The 19,966-nt window shown below is 64.4% G+C and carries 15 protein-coding genes and 3 pseudogenes; 9 read left to right on the top strand and 9 right to left on the bottom strand.

Annotated features, from left to right (window positions below; all coding sequences use genetic code 11):
* Positions 1-3: 3 nt before the first annotated feature.
* Both ACQ86E_RS08275 and ACQ86E_RS08280 read right to left on the bottom strand, forming a co-directional pair.
* On the bottom strand, positions 4-213 hold the full coding sequence (locus tag ACQ86E_RS08275; RefSeq protein ID WP_431204983.1) for a hypothetical protein: 210 nt from the start codon (positions 211-213) through the stop codon (positions 4-6).
* Complete coding sequence (locus tag ACQ86E_RS08280) at positions 210-989, bottom strand: helix-turn-helix domain-containing protein (protein ID WP_431204984.1); 780 nt, start codon at positions 987-989, stop codon at positions 210-212. The genes ACQ86E_RS08275 and ACQ86E_RS08280 overlap by 4 nt, the downstream gene beginning before the upstream one ends.
* 487 nt (positions 990-1,476) lie before the next feature.
* Between ACQ86E_RS08280 and ACQ86E_RS08285 the strand changes: the two genes are divergently transcribed.
* The 3 genes from ACQ86E_RS08285 (at position 1,477) to ACQ86E_RS08295 (ending at position 4,501) form a co-directional block, all read left to right on the top strand.
* Complete coding sequence (locus ACQ86E_RS08285; protein ID WP_431204985.1) at positions 1,477-3,354, top strand: PAS domain-containing sensor histidine kinase; 1,878 nt, start codon at positions 1,477-1,479, stop codon at positions 3,352-3,354.
* The gene (locus ACQ86E_RS08290) at positions 3,351-4,022 is read left to right on the top strand and encodes a response regulator transcription factor (protein ID WP_375312917.1); all 672 of its coding nucleotides are present in this window, start codon (positions 3,351-3,353) and stop codon (positions 4,020-4,022) included. The genes ACQ86E_RS08285 and ACQ86E_RS08290 overlap by 4 nt, the downstream gene beginning before the upstream one ends.
* Before the next feature lie 101 nt (positions 4,023-4,123).
* Complete coding sequence (locus ACQ86E_RS08295) at positions 4,124-4,501, top strand: response regulator transcription factor (protein WP_431204986.1); 378 nt, start codon at positions 4,124-4,126, stop codon at positions 4,499-4,501.
* A 696-nt stretch (positions 4,502-5,197) separates the two neighbouring features.
* On the opposite strand, the pseudogene ACQ86E_RS08300 reads toward ACQ86E_RS08295, so the two are convergent.
* Positions 5,198-5,984: pseudogene (locus ACQ86E_RS08300) on the bottom strand (alpha/beta hydrolase).
* Between the two features lie 389 nt (positions 5,985-6,373).
* On the opposite strand from ACQ86E_RS08300, the gene ACQ86E_RS08305 reads away from it, so the two are divergent.
* Positions 6,374-6,619, top strand: coding sequence for a hypothetical protein (locus ACQ86E_RS08305; RefSeq protein ID WP_431204987.1), 246 nt, complete (start codon positions 6,374-6,376; stop codon positions 6,617-6,619).
* Between the two features lie 80 nt (positions 6,620-6,699).
* Here ACQ86E_RS08305 and ACQ86E_RS08310 read toward each other — a convergent pair whose 3' ends face one another.
* Complete coding sequence (locus ACQ86E_RS08310; RefSeq protein WP_431204988.1) at positions 6,700-7,089, bottom strand: hypothetical protein; 390 nt, start codon at positions 7,087-7,089, stop codon at positions 6,700-6,702.
* Between the two features lie 194 nt (positions 7,090-7,283).
* On the opposite strand from ACQ86E_RS08310, the gene ACQ86E_RS08315 reads away from it, so the two are divergent.
* The 3 genes and pseudogenes from ACQ86E_RS08315 to ACQ86E_RS08325 all read left to right on the top strand — a co-directional run bounded on the left by ACQ86E_RS08315 (position 7,284) and on the right by ACQ86E_RS08325 (position 11,989).
* Entirely contained in the window at positions 7,284-8,456 is a 1,173-nt protein-coding gene (locus tag ACQ86E_RS08315; RefSeq protein ID WP_431204989.1) for an efflux RND transporter periplasmic adaptor subunit, read from the top strand.
* The gene (locus ACQ86E_RS08320) at positions 8,453-11,596 is read left to right on the top strand and encodes an efflux RND transporter permease subunit (protein WP_431204990.1); all 3,144 of its coding nucleotides are present in this window, start codon (positions 8,453-8,455) and stop codon (positions 11,594-11,596) included. The genes ACQ86E_RS08315 and ACQ86E_RS08320 overlap by 4 nt, the downstream gene beginning before the upstream one ends.
* Positions 11,583-11,989 (top strand): annotated as a pseudogene (locus ACQ86E_RS08325) (thioesterase family protein). Before ACQ86E_RS08320 ends, ACQ86E_RS08325 begins: the two are co-directional and overlap by 14 nt.
* On the opposite strand, the gene ACQ86E_RS08330 reads toward ACQ86E_RS08325, so the two are convergent.
* The gene (locus ACQ86E_RS08330) at positions 11,905-14,196 is read right to left on the bottom strand and encodes an FdhF/YdeP family oxidoreductase (RefSeq protein WP_431204991.1); all 2,292 of its coding nucleotides are present in this window, start codon (positions 14,194-14,196) and stop codon (positions 11,905-11,907) included. The pseudogene ACQ86E_RS08325 and the gene ACQ86E_RS08330 sit on opposite strands and share 85 nt — an antisense overlap.
* A 248-nt stretch (positions 14,197-14,444) precedes the next feature.
* Between ACQ86E_RS08330 and ACQ86E_RS08335 the strand changes: the two genes are divergently transcribed.
* Positions 14,445-15,692 (top strand): oxalate decarboxylase family bicupin, encoded by a 1,248-nt coding sequence (locus ACQ86E_RS08335; protein WP_431204992.1) that lies wholly within the window; start codon positions 14,445-14,447, stop codon positions 15,690-15,692.
* Between the two features lie 235 nt (positions 15,693-15,927).
* Here ACQ86E_RS08335 and fdhD read toward each other — a convergent pair.
* The 4 genes and pseudogenes from fdhD to ACQ86E_RS08355 all read right to left on the bottom strand — a co-directional run bounded on the left by fdhD (position 15,928) and on the right by ACQ86E_RS08355 (position 18,987).
* Positions 15,928-16,781, bottom strand: a pseudogene (fdhD, locus tag ACQ86E_RS08340) (formate dehydrogenase accessory sulfurtransferase FdhD).
* 145 nt (positions 16,782-16,926) lie between these two features.
* On the bottom strand, positions 16,927-17,487 hold the full coding sequence (locus ACQ86E_RS08345; protein ID WP_431204993.1) for a cytochrome b: 561 nt from the start codon (positions 17,485-17,487) through the stop codon (positions 16,927-16,929).
* Complete coding sequence (locus ACQ86E_RS08350) at positions 17,484-18,539, bottom strand: catalase family peroxidase (RefSeq protein ID WP_431204994.1); 1,056 nt, start codon at positions 18,537-18,539, stop codon at positions 17,484-17,486. The genes ACQ86E_RS08345 and ACQ86E_RS08350 overlap by 4 nt, the downstream gene beginning before the upstream one ends.
* A gap of 250 nt (positions 18,540-18,789) precedes the next feature.
* Entirely contained in the window at positions 18,790-18,987 is a 198-nt protein-coding gene (locus ACQ86E_RS08355) for a hypothetical protein (RefSeq protein ID WP_431204995.1), read from the bottom strand.
* Between the two features lie 114 nt (positions 18,988-19,101).
* On the opposite strand from ACQ86E_RS08355, the gene ACQ86E_RS08360 reads away from it, so the two are divergent.
* Complete coding sequence (locus tag ACQ86E_RS08360; RefSeq protein ID WP_431204996.1) at positions 19,102-19,950, top strand: hypothetical protein; 849 nt, start codon at positions 19,102-19,104, stop codon at positions 19,948-19,950.
* Positions 19,951-19,966: the final 16 nt, after the last annotated feature.

Consider the following 19,966-nt stretch of genomic DNA (forward strand, 5'->3'; position numbering starts at 1 on the left):
CCCCTAGCGCGCGCCCCACATCACGACGCCGCGACAGAAGTTGAAGGCGAGGCGTCCATAGAGAAGGCCGCTCCCCGGCTCCAAAGCGGCCAGGCGGTACGAATTGCCGAGCACGCGAACGAGCTCGATCGCCTCCATGAATTCATGATGCGTGAGCATCAAATGAAGGCTCGCGAGCGGGAGCAGCAGGGCCTGAATGCCAATATTGCTCATGACGGCCCCGCTCCCACGCGCGGCAGCGGCATGAATTGCGCGAGATAAGCGCTCCGCCACTGATACGGCGTATCGCCGACAAAGCGCTTGAACACCGTGGTGAAATGCGCCTGGGTCTGGAAGCCGACCGTCAAGGCGATATCGACCAGCGCGAGTTCGGCCTGCTTGAGCAGCTCCTGGGCGCGTTCGATCCGCCGCCGCAACAGGTATTCGCGCGGCCGGACGCCGGTGGCTGCGCGGAACTGCGCGGCGAAATGCATCCTGCTGAGGCCGGCGACCCCGGCCATGTCCTGAAGCGTGATCTTGCCAGTCAAATTCTTGTCGACATATTGCAGCACGCGCTTGAGACGCCAGTTCTGCAGCGACCGCACGGGCCGGCCAACCTCCTCCTTGGGAACGCCGTCAGCCGGGTCCAGCTCGGACGGGGCGCGAAGCGCCTGCCGGCTGAACGTCCGGGCGAGGATCGCAAGCCGCAGCGCGTCGGCCATGATGGCTGAATGGGCATCGTGCGTGGCTTCGGTCGCCGCCAGCGCATCCGACAGGCGCCGCATGACCGGATCGGTGAGTTCTCCCGCGAACTCCCGTTCGCCCTCCGCCGCACGCGCCTCGACCGCCAGGGCCACGTCCAGATGGACGAAGGACAGCATCGCTTCGTCTTCGCCGAATCGATCAGGGCGTTTCGACAGCCCGAGCCGGTCCCGATCGATCGCAGAGAAATCGATCGCACGAACGCCATGATCCTTGACCGTCTGTGAGCGTGACATCTGCAGCGACATCGTCGAATCTCCTTGTCCTGTTTTCGATCCGGCATCGCCTGACTGGCTTGTCCGAATGTCATGGAGGCAGGGTAGTTCGGCGGTCCGCGCGATCCCATTCTACGCGCGGGTGCATCGATAGGTTCTCGGGTTAACCGAGTCATACCTAGGTATGATCGCAGCATGTACGTCCGGTGGGGATGTCGGCGCGAGACCTCGTCGGCGTCGCGGATGCGGACGGAATTGGCGGCGCGCGATACCTGCGGTAAGTTGACGCGCTGCTTGCACGCATGTGCCGGTGGAATCACGCAAGCCGGCCGGTTTTCCGGCGAATGCCGCCTGCCGGCGAATTCGCAGGGTTGCGTGGCGCGCAGGTCTTCCACGAGAGCACGAAAATCACGCCGCCAGATGTTGTGGACGCGATCAAATCGCGGCATCAACGCTGCCGATATGAGAAGAACGACTGCCAGCGACGATGACGACTCATGATGCGACTACGGGTTCAGCCATGAGCCGCGCCGGTTTGCGGTTCTGGTCCGCTGTCCTCGCCGTCGCGGTTTTCCTGGTCGACGTGCTGACGCCGCTCGAGGGCGCGGTCGCGGTTCTCTATGTCGTGGCGATCCTGCTCGCTGCGAAGACCAGACGGCGCGACGACATCATCGTCGCAGCGGCCGGCTGCGTCGTCCTGACGATAACGGCCTATCTGCTCTCGCACGATCTGGAGAGCATCGCCTCGCCCGCCCTCCGCGCGCTGGTGAGCCTGGCGGCGATCGGGATCACGACCCTGCTGGCGCTGCAAAACCACGCGGCAACGACGCACCTCGCGGCACAGGCGCGCCTGCTCAACCTCTCGCACGACATGATCTTCGCCAGGAATCGCGGTGGCGTGATCACCTTCTGGAACAAGACGGCCGAGCAAGCCTACGGCTGGTCAGCCGACGAGGCGCTCGGGCAGCTCGCCGACAACCTGCTGCGAACCACATATCCGGACCGGCGCGAAATCATCGAAACCGACCTGCTCGACGCCGGCCGGTGGGAAGGCCGCGTGCAGCAGCGGACGAAAGACGGCGCCGCGCTCACCGTCGATGCCCGATGGGCCCTGCAGCACGACCGTCTCGGCAAGCCCGTCGGGGTCCTTGAAACGCACACCGACGTCACCGATCGCGTGGCCGCACACAATGCGCTGGTGCGGAGCGAGCAGCGATACCGCCGCATGTTCGACGCAAGCCGGATCGGGGTGGTCGAAGAGGACTGGAGCGAACTCCGAACCGCGCTGCAATCGCTGGAAACCGAAGGAGCCGGCCTGCGTGACCATCTGGCACAACATCCGGATTTCGTCCGGCGTGCCCGCCGGCTCGCCAGAATCACCGACGTCAATCCGGCCCTGCAAAAGATGGCAGGTGCAAACGGCGCCTCGGCCTTTATCGAGAACGTGGACCTGCTTCTTGGCGAGAACGACCGAAGTTTCCTCGGCGCATTGATCGCTTTTGCAGAAGGCGAGCCGTTCTACGAAGGCGAGACCGAGCTCATCAGGCTCGACGGACGCAAGGTTCCGGTGCTGTTCACGATCACCTTTCCGTCCGGACCCGACGGCGATCGCAACGTGCTCGCTTTCGTCGTCGACATCACCGAGCGCAAGCAGGCGCAGGATGCATTGCTCGCGGCGCAGGCGGAGCTCGCCCATGCCGCGCGGGTCGCCACCCTCGGCGAGCTCAGCGCCTCGATTGCCCACGAGGTCAACCAGCCGCTGGCGGCGATCGTCACCAGCGGCGAGGCCGGCCTGCGCTGGCTGCGGCGCGACGTGCCAGATCTGAAGGAAGTTGCGGCCACGATCGTTCACGTCGTCGCGGAAGGCCGCCGGGCCAGCGAGGTCGTGGCCCGCGTCCGCACCTTCCTGAAGAAGGCGCCTGCCCAGCAGGGCAGTCTCGATATCGCCGAGATCATCCAGGAAGCGGCCCTTCTGGTCGCGCGGGAGCTCGCCAATGACGACGTTGCGCTCACCGTCGAGACCGAACATGGCCTGAGGCCCATCCGCGGTGACCGGATCCAGCTTCAGCAGGTGCTCGTCAACCTGCTGGTGAATGCCGGCCAGGCCATGTCGGACCAGCGCGGTTCCCGCACCATCACGCTGCGCGCCGGCTCCGTCGACGGCGAGCAACTCGCCATCACGGTGCAGGACAGCGGCCCCGGCATCCGGTCCGACGACATGCCGCGCCTGTTCGATCCGTTCTTCACGACGAAGCGCGACGGAATGGGCATGGGACTTGCGATCTGCCGAACGACGGTGGAAGCTCACGGCGGCCAGCTGTCGGTCGAGAGCACCCCCGGCGCGGGAGCCACGTTCCGCCTGACACTGCCTTACAGCCCAGAATACGCCGGACCATGACACGACCAGACCAAGCGCAACCGCCCGCCCGATCCCTCAACTCGGTCGTCATCATCGTTGATGACGACGCAGGGATCCGCGCCTCGCTCGACAGCCTGTTCCGGTCCGTCGGCCTCGAGACGCGCCTGTTCGCATCGCCCGCCGAACTGCTCGGCGGCGCGCTGCCCGACGGCCCCGGGTGCATCGTGCTGGACGTCCGCCTTCCCGGCGTGAGCGGGCTCGATCTGCAGAGCCAGCTGGTCCGGCAGGGCATCAGCCATCCGATCATCTTCATGACCGGCCATGGCGACATTCCGATGTCCGTGCGTGCCATGAAGGCGGGCGCAGTCGATTTCCTCGCAAAACCGTTTCGCGACCAGGACATGCTCGATGCGGTGACGGCGGCACTCGAGCGCGATGCGCAGCACCGTACCGAAGCGGCGACCAGGGACGATATCCGCGCCCAGTACGAGACGCTGACGGCGCGTGAGCGCGAGGTGATGGGCCATGTCACCGCCGGCCTGATGAACAAGCAGGTCGCCGCCCTGATCGGCCTCAGCGAGATCACGGTCAAGATCCACCGCGGGAACGTCATGCGCAAGATGGGGGTCCGGTCGTTCGCCGACCTCGTTCGCAAGGCCGAGGCGCTCGGCGTTTCCCAGACCCGCAGGACTACGGACCAAACCTGAGTATAATTCCGGCAGGACTGCCGAGGGTGCATAAGGGCGCCATCGGCCGCGCAAAGGGAGATGCTCTCCTTGCGGAACACCGCGGTCAGGAATGTGCGACCATGGCCAAGACCCCGGTGATTGCGATCGTGGACGACGACGAAGGCGTTCGCGCGTCGCTGGCGAGCCTCGTGCGTTCGGCCGGCTACGAGGCCCAAGCCTACGAATCCGGTGAGGATTTCCTGCGGCAGGCGCCGGGAGACGATCCGGCATGCATGATCGCCGACATCCAGATGCCGGTCATCACCGGCGATGAGCTGCAGGCCCGACTGGTTGCCGCGGGCCGCCATATCCCGATCATCTTCATGACGGCGTTTCCGAGCGAAACCATGCGCCGGCGCGTCATGGCCGCAGGCGCGCATTGCTATCTCGGCAAGCCCTCCAGCGGTGACGAGATCATCCGCTGCCTCGAAGAGGCGCTGGCAGGCCAAACGCCGTAATCCGCAAGAGGGCTCTCCTCTCGACCCGACGTACATTCCGGCAAGCATGTTGGTGGACCGGAAACACCGGTGAGCCCGGCAAACCTCGTACGCGGCATCGATTTCGCGACGTTCCGAGACGGCCCTCGCCGCAGTGGCCCCGCGCCAGCCGCAACGCGTCGACTTCGTCCGGGCTCTCAGGCAGCGATCCGGCTCCGGCCCGCAAGGCCGTGTCTTGGGTGCGGCCCGCAGACTTCTCGTGAATCATGCGAAATGAGAAACAGAAGGGATTCGTGAAATACTTCGGCTGCGGGATCGGCGATGCTGTGCGTGTCAGATGACTAAGACCCCCACGTCACCGCTCGAGCCTCCCTCCTCTCTGGGCATACGAGCATATCAGGGCCGTCCTCCCCCAAAGGACGGCCCCTTTTTCGACAGCGCAGCGCGATCGACGGCATCATCAGAACTTGGTGGCGCTATCTAGTCGCTCTGGTGACGCTCGAAAGCAGACGCCTGGCGTCACGTAGCTCGACGATCTTGCCGCTTGCGCACGCGGCGCTGGCTGCAACGCCGGCATCGCGCGCACCGCGGTTGTTCCGCAGCCCGTTGTAACCCTTGCTCCTTCGCAATTCTGGTCGGTCAGGTCGGCGGGAGTGCTGTCTCTCCCGCCGCCCTTCCTTCTGCCGGCCGTGCGTCGGGACCGGCAGAAAAACGTCGTCAACGCGTAGCGGGCTGCTGGATACTGCGTGCCGCGCGGGTGATGACAGCCGCCACTTCCTTCGAACGCGACTCGTAGACCGAATGGCTGGCACCGGGGATGACGGTGATCTGGCTCTTGGCGCGCTCATAGTACCAGCGCTCGAGATCCGGATTGATGATCTGGTCGCTGCCGGCCACGACGCCCCAGCTCGGCTTGGTCTTCCATGCGGCCGCAGTGAGCGGCGTGCTGAATATCTGCGTCGCGGCCGGGACCTGCGAGCGCGCAACGAACTCGGCGCGCTCACGCGGCAGATCGGGTGCGAACAGCTTCGGGAACTGCACGGGATCGAGATAGGTGAACTTGTCGGGGGTAATCTTGATGACGCCTTCTGTCTTGCCGAGCACGCTCGGCGTCTTCTTGCCTAGCGCCGATCTCGTTCTCGCCGACGTCGGGCGCGTGCGCGGCGACGTAGACGAGACCGACGACGTTGGGATGGACGCCGGCTTCGGTGATGATCGAGCCGCCATAGCTGTGGCCAACGAGGAGTGTCGGGCCGTCCTGTTGATCGAGAATACGTTTCGCTGCCGTGACGTCGTCGGCGAAAGACGTCTCGGGCTCCTGCACCATGGTAACGCGGAAACCTTCCTTGGTGAGGATCTCATAGACCGGCTTCCAGCCGGACGCGTCCACCCAGGCCCCGTGCACCAGGACGATGTTCTTGAGGGGTTCTGCGCGTGCCGGAACGACGGTCGAGAATAGAGAGAGAGCCACGGAAAAGGCCAGACCAGCGTTGAGGTGTTTCATGTCGGGATCACTCCGGGTTGGAATGATGCGACACTAGTTTCGCCGCCGCCCCGCGTATTTCGGCAAGCAACGGCGCTTGCCACTTCGCACGCCTAAAAATGCTCGTCACGACGGCGGCTACTCGCGCGTCTGCGAACGCGACCTACTTAGGCCGTGCACTTCGAGCGGAGAGCGAGCCATGTGGGCGGATATTCACGACGTCGCGAGGATCAGAACTGCCATCGTCCGCAGAAGCCGCAGGTCGAACCGATCGACGATGGCGCTGGGTTCGACAATGACACCGAATTCACTCATCCGGATCGCGGCTGCCATTATAGTCCTCCTGAATGCGGCACCCCCGGTTCATGCAGCGTCCTGCGAGGATCTCGATCGGACGTGTCCAGGCACAGTTGGACGCCGCCATTGATAAGAATGCAGACGCAAATGGCTGGAGTCCGGAGAGCCTCGAGGCACTACGCGGTCATCAGCCAACGCCGCGATCTCTGGCGCAGGCGGAAGGCGCAAGGGGAGTGCATCTTCGGCACGCGCTCGATGCCCTTGATCGCGCGCGTGCGGCGGACCGTTCCGACGACATCGCCAGTTGCCGTCGCGATCTGTTCGAAGCGACGCTGCTGCTTCAGCAGGAGCCACAATGATCCCGGAGGTGATGCCTTTGCGATCGTGCGGCCAGACAGCGGGACGTGCGTTCAGGGAATACCGGCACGCCGACCGCTCCCTATCGTTCCACGCAATGAAGGAATCCGGAGTAGCCCATGCGAGAACTGCCCTTCGCGAACAGGTCCAGACCCCGACGGTTCACATCAATGCTCCTGGCCACGGCCCTCGCATTTGGCCTGATATGGCTGTCCCCCGTAGCGGCGATTGCGCAAATGGCGCTGCCGAAAACGCCGCCGTCGATCGGAATGCCCTCGACCTCGCCGCTCAACATGGGCTCGACACGGCCTGCAGGCATTCCGCTGGGTTCGACTGAAATTGCAACGCCGGGCGTATCTCCGATCACGCCATTGCACGGCACGACGAATTGCGCCGCATCAGGCAATACCGGATCATCGGGAGCCCTGTTCGACGGCGGCGGGCTCTCCGGAAGCTCGTCACTTGGCTGCACGAACGGCTTGACGACCCAGTCAGCCTTGCCTCCTCGACATCGACAGTCGGACGCGTCGGGATTCCGCTCGGATCCACCGAGCTCGGCGGCGCCGGAATCAGTTCGTTCGTGCCGGTGCCTGGTCCTGACTCCGTGGGCAGCACGAATTCAATCAACGGCTCCGGCAATCCCGGAGATCAAGGAGGATCATCGCCGTGAAACGCAGCCTCACCATTGCACTCGTTGCTCTCGCCGCAATCGTGATCGGCGGAGGCTTCTGGTTCTTCGGCGGCGACAAGAAGCCGGTCGTCTCCGCCGCGCCCCTGCCCGCCGCGGTGCCAGTGGTCGCCGCCACCGTCACCGGCAAGGACGTTCCGATCTATCTGCGCGGCATCGGCACGGTGATTGCCTACAACACCGACGTCGTGCGCAGCCAGATTCAGGGACAGATCGTCAGTATCGCCTTCACGGAGGGACAGACCGTCAAGGCCGGCGACCTCCTCGCGCAGATCGATCCTCGTCCTTACGAGGCCCAGATCGAACAACTGACGGCCAATCGCGACAGGGACCAGGCGCAGCTCGCCAATGCCGAAGCCAATCTCTCCCGCTACAACCAGCTCGGCGACAGAGGCTATGCGACCCCGCAACTGATCGAGACGCAGACGGCGCAGGTGGCGCAGCTCAAGGCCGCCGTTAAGGCGGACCAGGCCCAGATCGACGAGGCCAACGTCCAGCTCAGCTATACGCGCCTGACGTCCGCCGTTCCCGGCGTCACCGGCGTTCGCCAGATCGATGTCGGCAACGTCATTCATCCGACCGATCCCAACGGTCTCGTCATCGTCACGCAGATCGAGCCGATCTCGCTGCTGTTCACCCTGCCGCAGGCGGACCTGCCCGTAATCCAGGAGCACGCCGCAAAGGGCGTGCTGAAGGTCATCGCCTACAGCCAGGACAACAAGATGAAGCTCGACGAAGGCACGCTGCTGCTGGTCAACAACGAGATCGCGGGGACGACCGGCACCGTCCAGCTCAAGGCGGTGTTTCCGAACCATGAGCATAAGCTGTGGCCGGGCCAGCTCGTGAACGCGCGCCTGCTGCTCGAGATCCAGAAGGATGCGATCACTGTCGCCGGCTCGGCCGTGCAGCAGGGACCGAACGGCAGCTATGTCTATGTCGTGGCCCGCGACCAGACGGTTGCCTTGCGGCCCGTTCACGTCGCACAGATCAGCGATGGCCAAGCCCTGATCGACCAGGGACTGAAATCAGGCGACGTCGTCGTGATCGACGGCCAGTACCGGCTCACGGAAGGCAGCCACGTTCGCGAGCTGCACGGCAAGGCCGCGCGGGAAGCCGACCTGCAGAGCGCCGTGCAGGATGCGATCCCATGAACATCTCCGCGCCCTTCGTCCTGCGGCCGATCGCGACCGCCCTGCTGATGGCGGGTTTGCTGCTGTGCGGCCTTGCCGCCTATCCGCTGCTGCCGGTCGGCGCGCTGCCGAACGTCAACTACCCGACCATCCAGATCTCTGCGCAACTGCCCGGCGCGGACCCCGGCACGATCGCCTCGTCGCTCGCGACGCCGCTCGAGCAGCAACTCAGCCAGATCCCGGGCATCACCCAGCTCACCTCGTCCAGCGCGCTCGGCGTCGCCCAGCTCACGGTGCAGTTCGAGCTGTCGCGCACGGTGGACAGCGCGGCGGTAGACGTGTTGGCCGCGATCAACGCGGCAAGCCCGTTCCTTCCGCCGAACATCCCCTACCCGCCGACGATCAGAAAGGTGAACCCGGCGGAGACGCCGATCATGCTGATCGCGTTGACGTCGGACTCGCTGCCGCTGACCACCGTCGACGCCTATGCGGAAAATATCCTGCTGCCGAAGATTTCGCAGGTGCCAGGCGTCGGCCTCGTCGGAATCGGCGGCCAGCAGAAGCCCGCGATCCGTGTTCGCGTCAACCCGCAGGCGCTCGCCGCCCGCGGCATCGGCCTCGAAGACGTCCGCAGCGTGATCGCCGGCGCCAACGTCGATTTGCCAAAGGGCACGCTCAACAGCCCGCGCGTCACCTATACGCTCAACACCAACGATCAGTTGCTCAAGCCCGGCGCCTATGAGGATCTCATCATCGCCTATCGCAACGGCTCGCCGGTGCGGATACGCGACATCGGCACGGCGATCGAGGGGCCCGAGAACGACCTGCTCGCCGGCTGGTACGGCAAGCAACGGGCCATCATCCTGGCGGTCCAGCGGGTTCCCGGCGCCAACGTCATCCAGACCGTCGACCGCATCAAGAAGCTGCTGCCGCAACTGCAGGCTTCCGTTCCGCCCGCGATCAAGGTGACGATTGCCGCCGACCGGACCGCCACCATTCGCGCCGCGGTCTCCGACGTTCAATTCACGCTGATGCTGACGGTCGCGCTCGTGGTGATGGTCATATTCCTGTTCCTGCGGAATTTCTGGGCCACCATCATCCCGGCGATCACGGTCCCCCTCTCGCTGGTCGGCACGTTCGCGGTCCTTTACGTGCTCGGTTACAGCCTCGACAACCTCTCGCTGATGGCGCTGTCGATCGCGGTCGGCTTCGTGGTCGACGATGCCGTCGTCGTCATCGAGAACATCGTGCGCCATCTCGAGCAGGGCATGACGCCGATGGAGGCCGCGCTCAAGGGCTCCGGCGAAATCGGCTTCACCATCGTCTCCATCACGTTGTCCCTGATCGCTGTGTTCATTCCGCTATTCCTAATGGGCGGCTACGTCGGCAAGCTGTTCCAGGAATTCGCCGTCACGATCACTGCCGCCCTGCTGCTGTCGCTGGTCATCTCGCTCACGCTGACACCGATGATGTGCGCGCGGCTTCTCAAGGACGAATCATACAGGAAGCACGGCCGGCTCTATCTGGTCTTCGAACGCGGCTTCGATGCGGTGCTTGCTCTCTATGCGAGAGGCCTGCGCATCGTACTGCGCCATCGCTTCGCGACGCTGCTGGTGATGCTCTCGACCGTCGCGCTGACCGGCTATCTGTACGTGATCATTCCGAAGGGTTTCTTCCCGCAACAGGACACCGGGCAGATCGTCGGCGTCACCGAGGCCGCACAGGACATCTCGTTCCCGGCCATGTCCGAGCGCCAGCAGGCGATCGTCGGCATCCTCTCGAAGGACCCGGCGGTCCAGTCGGTCGCAAGTTATATCGGCCCGGGCGGCCCGACCGCGACGCTCAACCAGGGACGCATCTTCATCGTCCTGAAGCCGAAACCCGAGCGCAAGGCCAGCGCCGATCAGGTGATCGAGCGGCTGGGGCCGCGGCTGGCCCACATCCAGGGCATCAGGCTTTACATGCAGGCCGCACAGGACATCACCATCGGCGCTCGCCTGTCGAAGACGCAGTATCAGTACACGCTGACGGACGCCGATTCCAACGAGCTCACCAGCTGGTCGGCGACCTTCCTGGAGAAGCTCCGCGCGCTCGACCTCATCACCGATGTCGCGAGCGACCAGGCCAATGCCGGCCCGAGGCTGGAGGTCACCGTCAATCGCGAGGTCGCATCGAGCTTTGGCATCCTGCCCACGACGATCGACAATGCCCTCGACGACGCATTCGGCCAGCGTATCGTCTCCACCATGTTCACCTCGCTGAACCAGTACCATGTCGTGATGGAGGTCGATCCGCGCTTCCAGTATGGGCCTGAAGCGCTCAAGGACATCTACCTGAACTCGTCCACCGGCCAGCAGGTCCCACTGAGCACGCTGGTTCACAGCGTCATCAAGCCCGCGCCGATCCTGATCAATCACCAGAGCCTGTTTCCCTCGGTGACGATCTCGTTCAACCTGAAGCCCGGCGTCGCGCTGGGCGATGCGGTCGCCGCGATCCAGAACATCGAGAAGAGCACAGGCAAGCCCGCATCGCTATCGGCCTCGTTCCAGGGCAATGCGCAGGCGTTCCAGTCGTCCCTATCGGGCACGCCGCTCCTGATCGGCGCAGCGCTGATCGTGATCTACATCATCCTCGGCGTGCTCTATGAGAGCCTGATCCACCCGATCACGATCCTGTCGACGCTGCCGTCGGCCGGCATCGGCGCGCTGCTGCTGCTGCTGGCAGTCCACATCGATCTGAGCGTCATCGCCATCATCGGCATCATCTTGCTGATCGGCATCGTCAAGAAGAACGGCATCATGCTGGTCGATTTCGCGCTCGAGGTGGAGCGCCGGCACGGGCTCAGCCCGGAAGAGGCGATCTACCAGGCCTGCACGCTGCGCTTCCGTCCGATCCTGATGACGACGATGGCGGCGCTGCTGGGCGGCGTACCGCTGATGATCGGTTCCGGCACCGGCGCGGAGCTGCGCCAGCCGCTCGGCTATACCATCGTCGGCGGCCTGATGCTGTCGCAGGTCCTGACGCTCTACACCACGCCCGTCGTCTATCTCTATCTCGACCGACTCGGCAACTGGCTCACCAGGCGCAAGCCGCGGACGGCCGAGACATCCGTTCCATCCACCACCGGAGCAGATACAGGGTTGCGCCATGAATCCGCTTGAGCAGATAGCCGCCGGCATGACGGCGGAGAAGCTGGTGACCGTCACGCCCGAGATGACGGTCGGCCATGCGGTGCCGGGAATGCCTGAAGTCACCGGCACGCCGACGATGATCCTGCACATGGAGATGGCCGCCGGATCGGCGGTTCAGCCGTTCCTGCCCGCGGGCCATGTCAACGTGTCGACATCCGCCATCTGGCGGCGACACCGGTCGGCCGAACGGTCAGACGAGACGCGGCCACGCTGTGCTGCTCCGTGGAGGACAATCTCCGCCGAAAATATCGATCGGCTGTTCGAGAGTTTTGCCGCCGCTATTCCGCAGGAGCGGCCGCGCGCACCAAGCGGATCGGGACGCCCTTGTATGACGGCGTGAAGCTGAGGGGGTCGCGGGCATAGAGCGGGACCAGCGGATTGGTCTCCGGGTAGTATGCCGCACAACAGCCGGCCGGAAAGGAATAGGCTACGACGCGGAAGTTGCGCACGATCCGCTCGGCGCCGTCGGTCGAGGCGGTGACCAGGTCGACGCGATCGCCGTCAGCAAGCCCGCGCTTCTTCAGCTCGTACTCGTTCAGGAAGACCACGTCGCGTTGGCCGTACACGCCGCGATAGCGATCGGACATCGAGTAGAGCGTGGTGTTGTACTGGTCGTGGCTGCGGATGGTGGTGAGCCAGAGGGAATCCGTATCGGTCTGTGGCGGATCCTCGCCGCACCCCGGAAAGACCAGGAAATTCGCCTTGCCCGACGGCGTCGCCCAGATGCGCTCGCGTGCCGTCGAGGTGAGGTGGAAGCCGCCGGGGACGCGGATGCGGGCGTTGTAGCCCTGGAAGATCGGAAACACCGCCTCGATAGCATCGCGGATGCGGTCGTAATCGGCAACGAAGCCCTCCCAGTCCACCACCGTGCGCTCGCCCAGCGTCGCCCTAGCGACGCCGGCGACGATCGCGACTTCGCTGAGCAGATGCTGCGACGCCGGCTTGTTGCGGCCGCCGGATGCATGCACCATCGACATCGAATCCTCCACCGTGACCGACTGCGGCCCCGACGCCTGAACATCGATCTCGGTGCGTCCGAGGCAGGGCAGGATCAGGGCGGCGCGACCATGGATCAGGTGGCTGCGGTTGAGCTTGGTCGAGACGTGGACGGTCAGATCGAGCTTGCCAAGCGCTGCCTGGGTCGCCTGCCAATCCGGAATAGCCGCGGCGAAATTGCCGCCCATTGCGAAGAAGGCCTTCACCTCGCCGCGGATCATCGCTTCCAGCGCAGTCACCACGTTGTGCCCCGGCGCGACCGGCGGCTTGAAACCAAAGCGTTGCTCCAGGCGCTCGAGGAAGTCCGCCTTGGGGACCTCCGTGATCCCCACGGTCCGATCGCCCTGCACGTTGGAATGACCGCGAACCGGGCAGACGCCGGCGCCTTCGCGCCCGACATTGCCGCGCAACAGTGCCAGATTGGCGATCTGCTGGACGTTGTTCGCGCCGCGCCAGTGCTGGGTGATGCCCATGCCGTAGACGAGGATGGCGCGCTCGGCCTTCATATAGGCGCCCGCCGCATATTCCATGTCCTCGCGCGTCAGGCCGGACTGACGTTCGATATCAGGCCATTGCGTGCGCTTGAGATCGTCGATCAGTTCGTCGACGCCGACGGTGTGGCCGCGAATGAAATCCCAGTCCAGGATCTCCGGCTGCTCGGCGCCACGGGCAACCTCGTCGGCCTCCACCAGGACCTTCATGATTCCCTTGAGGACAGCGACATCACCGCCGACGCGCACCTGGAACAGCTTCGAGCTGATCGTCGTCGACGACAGCGTGATCATCTCGACCGGGCTCTGCGGCGCCTGGAAACGCTCCAGCGCCCGCTCGCGGAACGGGTTGAACGAGATGATGGAGGCGCCGCGGCGGGCCGCATTGCGAAGGCTCGTCATCATCCGGGGGCTATTGGTGCCCGGATTCTGGCCGAAGATGAAGATGCAATCGGCCTTGTCGAAATCCTCCAGCAGCACGGTGCCCTTGCCGACGCCGAGCGAGTACGGCAAGCCGACGCTGGTCGCCTCGTGGCACATGTTCGAGCAATCAGGGAAATTGTTGGTGCCGTATTCCCGCACGAAGAGCTGATAAAGGAAGGCGGCTTCGTTCGAGGTCCGCCCCGATGTGTAGAACTCCGCCATGTTCGGATCCGGCAAGGCCCGGAGCGCGCTACCGATCATGTCGAACGCATCGTTCCACTCCACCGGGAGATAGCGGTCGGATGCTGAATCGTAAGCCACCGGATGGGTGAGCCGGCCGACCATTTCGAGATCGTAGTCGTTCCAGCTCGCGAGCTCGGAGACGGTATGCTCGGCGAAGAATTCGGGCGTGCAGCGTTTCGATGTCGTCTCCCAGGCGATCGCCTTGCCGCCATTCTCACAGAATTCGAACGACGAGGTGTGCTTCGGATCTGGCCAGGCGCAGCCGGGGCAATCAAAACCTTCAGGCTGATTCATCCGGCTCAGCGTCGCTGCGCCTTTCAGCGGCGCTCGCTGTACCAGAAGCGCCTCGCTGAGCGCCTTGAGTGCCCCCCAGCCGCCGGCGGGTTCATGGTAGGGACGAACCGATTTCTTGGTCATCTCGATATCTCGCGATCTTGCAATGCTCCGCGCCAGTTAACGATCGCGCGGGCAGAGCAGTCTTTTCAAAACGAAGCCGAATTTCGCAATTGCACACGTTCGAACCGGGCCGGCTAGCTGCTCTGGCCATGCATTCCGGCAAAAACAGCGCCGTTCGCGGAAGCTCAAACGGCAACCGCGAACTAGGTTCGCCGACTGGAGCCCCGTCGCTACGGCGGGCTTTCGACATTTTTCAGGAGCGATCCCAGATGTTTTCACGACGTGATTTGCTGGCCATGTCCGCGGCAGGCGCCGCCGTGGTCGGTTCCAGCGCGCAGGCCGCAACCTTCGGCAACCCGAACGAGCCGCCGCAAGGCGCCATCAACGCCAAGAGCCCCGGAAGTCTGACCGATCCCGGTCCGCAGAATCCTGAATTGGCGAGGCAATTCCCTTCCGCACAGACCCCGCCCGCGACCGACGTCGGCGGCCAGCCGATGGATTGGGCCTCGTTCAACAATGCGCCGCGGCGCATCCAGAATGGCGGCTGGGCACGGCAGGTCACCGTCGAGGACTTCGCCATCTCGAAGGAAATCTCGGGCGTCAACATGCGGCTGTCCGCCGGCGGCATCCGCGAACTGCATTGGCATCAAGCCGCCGAATGGGCGATCATGACCTACGGCAGTTGCCGCATCACCGTGCTCGACACGCAAGGGCGCCCCTATGTCGGCGATCTCAAGGCCGGCGACCTCTGGTATTTCCCGCCGGGTGCGCCGCATTCGCTGCAAGGACTGGGTCCCGACGGCTGCGAATTCGTGATCTGCTTCGACGACGGCCACGCCAATGAGTTCAACACGCTGCTGGTGACCGACTGGCTTGCCCATACGCCGCCCGAGGTGTTGGCGAAGAACTTTGGCGTGCCGGCCGACGCCTTCGCCAGGATCCCGCTGAACAATCTCTGGATCTTCCAGGGGACGGTGCCCGGCGATCTCGCTGCGGATCGCGCCGCAGTCGCCAAGTATGCGGAGGCACCGCCCTATCCGTTCATTCATTCGCTCGGCAGCTCGACGCCGGTCAAGGAGAGCTCCGCCGGCAGCATTCGCGTCGCCGACAGCAGCAACTTCAAGGTGGCGACCACCGTCGCCTCGGCGCTGGTGACGATGCCGCCGGGAGCGGTCCGGGAAATGCACTGGCATCCGAATGCTGACGAATGGCAGTACTACATCAAGGGCAAGGCGCGGATGACGGTGTTCGACACCGGCCCCAACGCACGGACGACGGATTTTTCGGCTGGCGACATCGGCTATGTCCGGCGCAATCTCGGCCACTATGTCGAGAATGTCGGCGACACCGAATTGCAGTTCGTCGGCGTGTTTCGCGCGCCGCGCTACGAGGAGGTATCCCTTTCCAACTGGTTGACGCACACGCCACCCAGGATGGTCGCCCAGCACTTCAACATCGACGAGAAGCTGATCGCCCAATGGCCGGACAACAGCCCCGGCGTCATGCCCAGATCCTGAAGCACGGCCCTACAGGGCCCTGAACGAGAAAGGCGCCCAAGCGGCGCCTTTTCTTTTGTCCATCGCAACTCACGGCCCCGAGCAACAGCCATGTGAAGGCGTCGAGGAATCCTCCCGACATGCTCAGGATAGAGGCAACCAGCAACGATCGTTCCGGAGCGTAGACCGCCCCTCCTGCCTTGGCCGAAGGCTCCGCTGATGCAGCTTGCATCGCCATGTTCGCAGGTCCGCGACGTCAGCAGCCGGCGCGCGGCGCGGCTTCTTCCGGCAGCAGAACGCGGCGCGGATGCGTGAATACGCCGTATCCGTCATCGCGGGCGATCGCCACCAGCGTAATCCCCGCCTCATCCGCAGTCCGGATTGCGAGTGCGGTCGGCGCGGAAACGGCCACGATGACCGGCGCCCCGATCATCGCCGCCTTCTGCACCATCTCGACAGAAACGCGGCTCGTCAGCAGCACCGCGCCATCGCAGGCCGATCTTCCCCGCTGACGATTGCACCGGCGAGCTTGTCGAGCGCATTGTGCCGGCCGACATCCTCCCTGACCAGAGTAATACCGGCGCGCGGATGCCAGAAGGCTGCCGCGTGAACGGAGCGCGTGTGCTGATTCAATATCTGGAGAGGAGATAACGCCTGCATAGCGTACAGCAGATCCCGCGCGTGAAAGGCAAGGCCGGGCCCCTCGACCCGCGCCGGCGCGCGACACGCCTGTTCGAGGCTTTCGATGCCGCACAACCCGCACCCGACCGGACCGCTGATGGCGCGACGGCGCGCGGCCAAGGTCGCCGCACGGTCGCCATCGAGCCACATCCGTACTTCCATGCCGAGTTCGTTCGAGATCAGCTCGATGCTCGCGATCTTGCTTGCGCGAGCGATGATTCCTTCGGTGAGACTGAAGCCGACACCGAAATCCTCCAGATCGGCGGGCGTCCCCATCATGACCGCATGGGTCGACCCGTTGTAGGTGAGCGCGATGGCGCTCTCCTCGGCGACCAATCGCGACGTCGAACTCGTGCGGCCGCCGCGCCAGGCAATCTCCCGGTGCCTCGTGTACGCCGACTCCACGAGCGACGCCTTCGCGTTCGGCATATCCGTCATGGCTTGCCTCTTGAACGTATGACCGTCTTGCCGGTCATGGATACGGGCAAGCGTACGGGGATCCGCTTCCAGTTATCTTTCAAGGATGCAGCGATATTGTTTATCCGCACGCTCGCCGCGCCGGCGCGCGAGGCGTTCACTCCACCGGAGTCCTGTCCCGCAACGGCAGGAGTGCGATCGTATCGAATACGCCGTCGCGGCGGATCAGTGCGTGGAATAGCCCGGCGGCCAGATGCAGCAGCACGAGGGCAAAGAACGCGAAGCCCAGATAGAAATGAGCATTCCACAGCAGCGTGTGCACGAGGTCGCTCTGCGGCAGCAATGCCGGAATTCGGATCCCACCATACAGAACGACTGGATAGGCCGCAGCCCAAAGCATTCCGAGCCCCAGCAGCGGCATGATGATCATGAAGCCATAAAGGGCCAGATGCGACAATTTCGCTCCCTGCTTCATCGCCGGCGGAAGATCTTCCGGCAATGGCGGCGCGCCGTAATGGAGCCGCAGAGCCAGCCTGATCACGACGAGAACCAGAAGAGTGACGCCGAGCGTCTTGTGAATCAGGATCAAGGGCAGGTATGTCTGCGCCACGGTGGAGACCATGCCGACGCCGATGAAGAGCATGGCGATGATGCACGCTGCCATCAGCCAGTGCAGGAGCCGCTGGATCAGGGCGAAACGATGAGGAGAATTGCTCATGGCCTGGCGGTCCCGGTTCGAGGATAATCGCCGGCTTCGGCCGCACGAAGATCGTAGGACTTGCGATAGACCGACGAGCGCGCGGCCGGGAACGGATCGTCCGACACCCGGATTCCCCGCGGCAGCACGGTCGGATCGAAGTTGATGTCGCGGCAGGGCCCGTCCCGCTCCGGTTCGATCCGCTGCACGACGAGCGTTCCGACCTGCACCGTCCGGCGGCCCTCGGGCCAAGCCTTACTCGGGTCCGCGGTCGGATCGCCGGGACCGGCAACCGTCGTGACCATGGTCCAGCGCTGCGGACCGGCGGTCCGGATACGCTCCGTTATCTCCTGCTCGAGAAAATCGGGACCGCGCTTTTCGAGTTCGGCTTGCGAAACCGGAACGGGCTGCACAGTGGGCAGCAGCGACCATCGAACCGCATGGTCGCCGCCCTTCGCATCCGTGAAGATGAAGCTGTTGAGCCCATGGTAAGGCTCCTCTGCATAACTGGTGGTCCAGGGCGCCGTCTTGGCCCAGGCCGCGAACGCGGCGAACTCCGGATTTGCCTGGATGAACGTCTTCATTGCCTCCGGATCCTTCTTGCCGGATGCAATCAGCAGCTCGTGAAACGCCTGCGGCGTGGAAACCGCAAAGAACGGCGGGTTGATCATCGCCATTCGCCATTCCTCGCCGTCCGCCGCCGTTATCTGCAATCCCAAACCACGCACGCGCACGGTTGCGTCCACGGCATTCGGGTCAGCGGTGCCGAGATTGAAGCGGCCCAGGGCCGGATATGCGCCTCGCTCGAATACCCGGGCCTGCGAGAGCTCCACACCGTTTCCGTTCGCCTCGAACACGCCGGTGAAGCAGATTCCCTTGGCATGATTTCGCCTGTGACCGAGCGCCGCGCCGCTCGGAGGCGCAAACGCCTCAACCATCCGTTCCGGCGTAAGGCGTTCCGGCGAGAGCCACCCCGCTGTGTAGGCGAACGCGACAGCGCCGCCTCCCAGGACGGCTGCGATCAAAACGAGGGAGCCTATTCCCGAACGCGGCAGATTGCCTGACTGACTCATTGCTTCTTCCTTGCAATGTGCCGACCACACCACAGACCGGCCCCGCGGCTCGTTCTGCCAAGCGGTTCGCAGTCCTTGTAGCCGCCGACCTCGGCCGCGATCTTCTGAAACCCAACGTCAATTTCGTGAAGGCACGTTCGGGCTCCGATCAGCTGGGATCGACGCTTTCGGGCCCTCCCGAAATAATTCGTGCGATCTGGAAATCGCCTGCCGGACCGATGTTCGCGCAAGGCCAGCGGATGCGCACTCTTCAGCAGCCGCGGCAGATCGATCCTTCCAGCATCTTCTCGAGCCGGGCGTCGTCCTTGTCGATGGTCGGGTCCGCGCCGAGCAACGGCCCCTTCGTCGCATGACCGCCGCCGTCCGACGATGGGAGCGCGGTCCCCAGCGAGTTCGTTCCTGGCGCCGCAGCGCTCGTGCCGAGCGCACCGCCGCTACCCATCGACATATGCGACCCCATACCACCGCGGGCAGACGCAGTGCCCGACAGTCCAATACAGAAAGCAATACAAACGGCGGGGAATAATCTCATTGCTCACACTCCATATGTTCACGCGATCCGTTGCTCGACAACGACAACCGGACGCTTTTGATCACGCTCGATCGCGCGAAAGGTCTGACAACGACGACAGAATCCTCCCGCAACAGTGATGCACCTGCGCCGGGACTCTTCGATCGGACTACCTACATAATGCTCATCAGAACAATTTCCGGAAACGCCACCAGCCGAGCAGCGATCATCGCCAAGCGCCTTCTCCGCACAGAGCAAGCACTGGAGAAACGCTATGACCATATTCAAGATCCTGATCGCGGCGGCGCTGATCTCAACGGCAACGATATCGTCCGCATCGGCAGCCTGGTCCTTCGCGGACCAGGAGCCGGCAACCTTCGCATCGATGTACCCCGATCGCGACGTGCTGAATGGTGGCGCGCTGACGCCAGCCGGACGAATGGGCCTCGAGCGTGCGGGCGGCGCCGCGCCAATATTCGCCCCCGGCCATCTTCACGGCGAATACGGGCGTCGATGACCAGACGCCGCAGGCAAGCGTCAACCGTCCTGCCGCCCCCTCAGCATCCCGGCGGCAGGATCGGCGACACGCCCGGCGTTGACGCGGCGCCTGAGGCGTTGGCCGGCAGCATCGTCGCAGGCTCCGCCAGGTTCATCGAAACTCCTTCCATGCATGCCGAGCTGTTCGGGCTGGGTACGACGGCGCCATTCGGGTCTATGCCCGTGCCGCCGGCGGCGCTGGTGTCCGCGGGAATCGTGCCGGGCGCGGGACTTGCAGGCACCTGCGAAATCGACAACGGCAGGGACGCAGCGCTCGTCAGCTGTGCTCCCGGCGTTGAGCTGCACGCCACCGTCGTCGCCGTTCCAGCGGGGCTGCCGCGGAAACCGTCCCGATGGAGCTGATGTTCTGTCCCATGAC

This window comes from Bradyrhizobium betae (assembly GCF_050632175.1).
GTDB classification, from domain to species: Bacteria; Pseudomonadota; Alphaproteobacteria; order Rhizobiales; family Xanthobacteraceae; genus Bradyrhizobium; species Bradyrhizobium betae_B.

What these genes read in the sequence shown, in the direction of transcription:
- ACQ86E_RS08275 (WP_431204983.1), bottom strand. Translation starts at nt 213, where the DNA reads ATGAGCAATATTGGCATTCAGGCCCTGCTGCTCCCGCTCGCGAGCCTT.
- ACQ86E_RS08290 (WP_375312917.1), top strand. Translation starts at nt 3,351, where the DNA reads ATGACACGACCAGACCAAGCGCAACCGCCCGCCCGATCCCTCAACTCG.
- ACQ86E_RS08350 (WP_431204994.1), bottom strand. Translation starts at nt 18,539, where the DNA reads ATGAGTCAGTCAGGCAATCTGCCGCGTTCGGGAATAGGCTCCCTCGTT.
- ACQ86E_RS08345 (WP_431204993.1), bottom strand. Translation starts at nt 17,487, where the DNA reads ATGAGCAATTCTCCTCATCGTTTCGCCCTGATCCAGCGGCTCCTGCAC.
- ACQ86E_RS08330 (WP_431204991.1), bottom strand. Translation starts at nt 14,196, where the DNA reads ATGACCAAGAAATCGGTTCGTCCCTACCATGAACCCGCCGGCGGCTGG.
- ACQ86E_RS08355 (WP_431204995.1), bottom strand. Translation starts at nt 18,987, where the DNA reads ATGTCGATGGGTAGCGGCGGTGCGCTCGGCACGAGCGCTGCGGCGCCA.
- ACQ86E_RS08335 (WP_431204992.1), top strand. Translation starts at nt 14,445, where the DNA reads ATGTTTTCACGACGTGATTTGCTGGCCATGTCCGCGGCAGGCGCCGCC.
- ACQ86E_RS08280 (WP_431204984.1), bottom strand. Translation starts at nt 989, where the DNA reads ATGTCGCTGCAGATGTCACGCTCACAGACGGTCAAGGATCATGGCGTT.
- ACQ86E_RS08285 (WP_431204985.1), top strand. Translation starts at nt 1,477, where the DNA reads ATGAGCCGCGCCGGTTTGCGGTTCTGGTCCGCTGTCCTCGCCGTCGCG.
- ACQ86E_RS08320 (WP_431204990.1), top strand. Translation starts at nt 8,453, where the DNA reads ATGAACATCTCCGCGCCCTTCGTCCTGCGGCCGATCGCGACCGCCCTG.
- ACQ86E_RS08295 (WP_431204986.1), top strand. Translation starts at nt 4,124, where the DNA reads ATGGCCAAGACCCCGGTGATTGCGATCGTGGACGACGACGAAGGCGTT.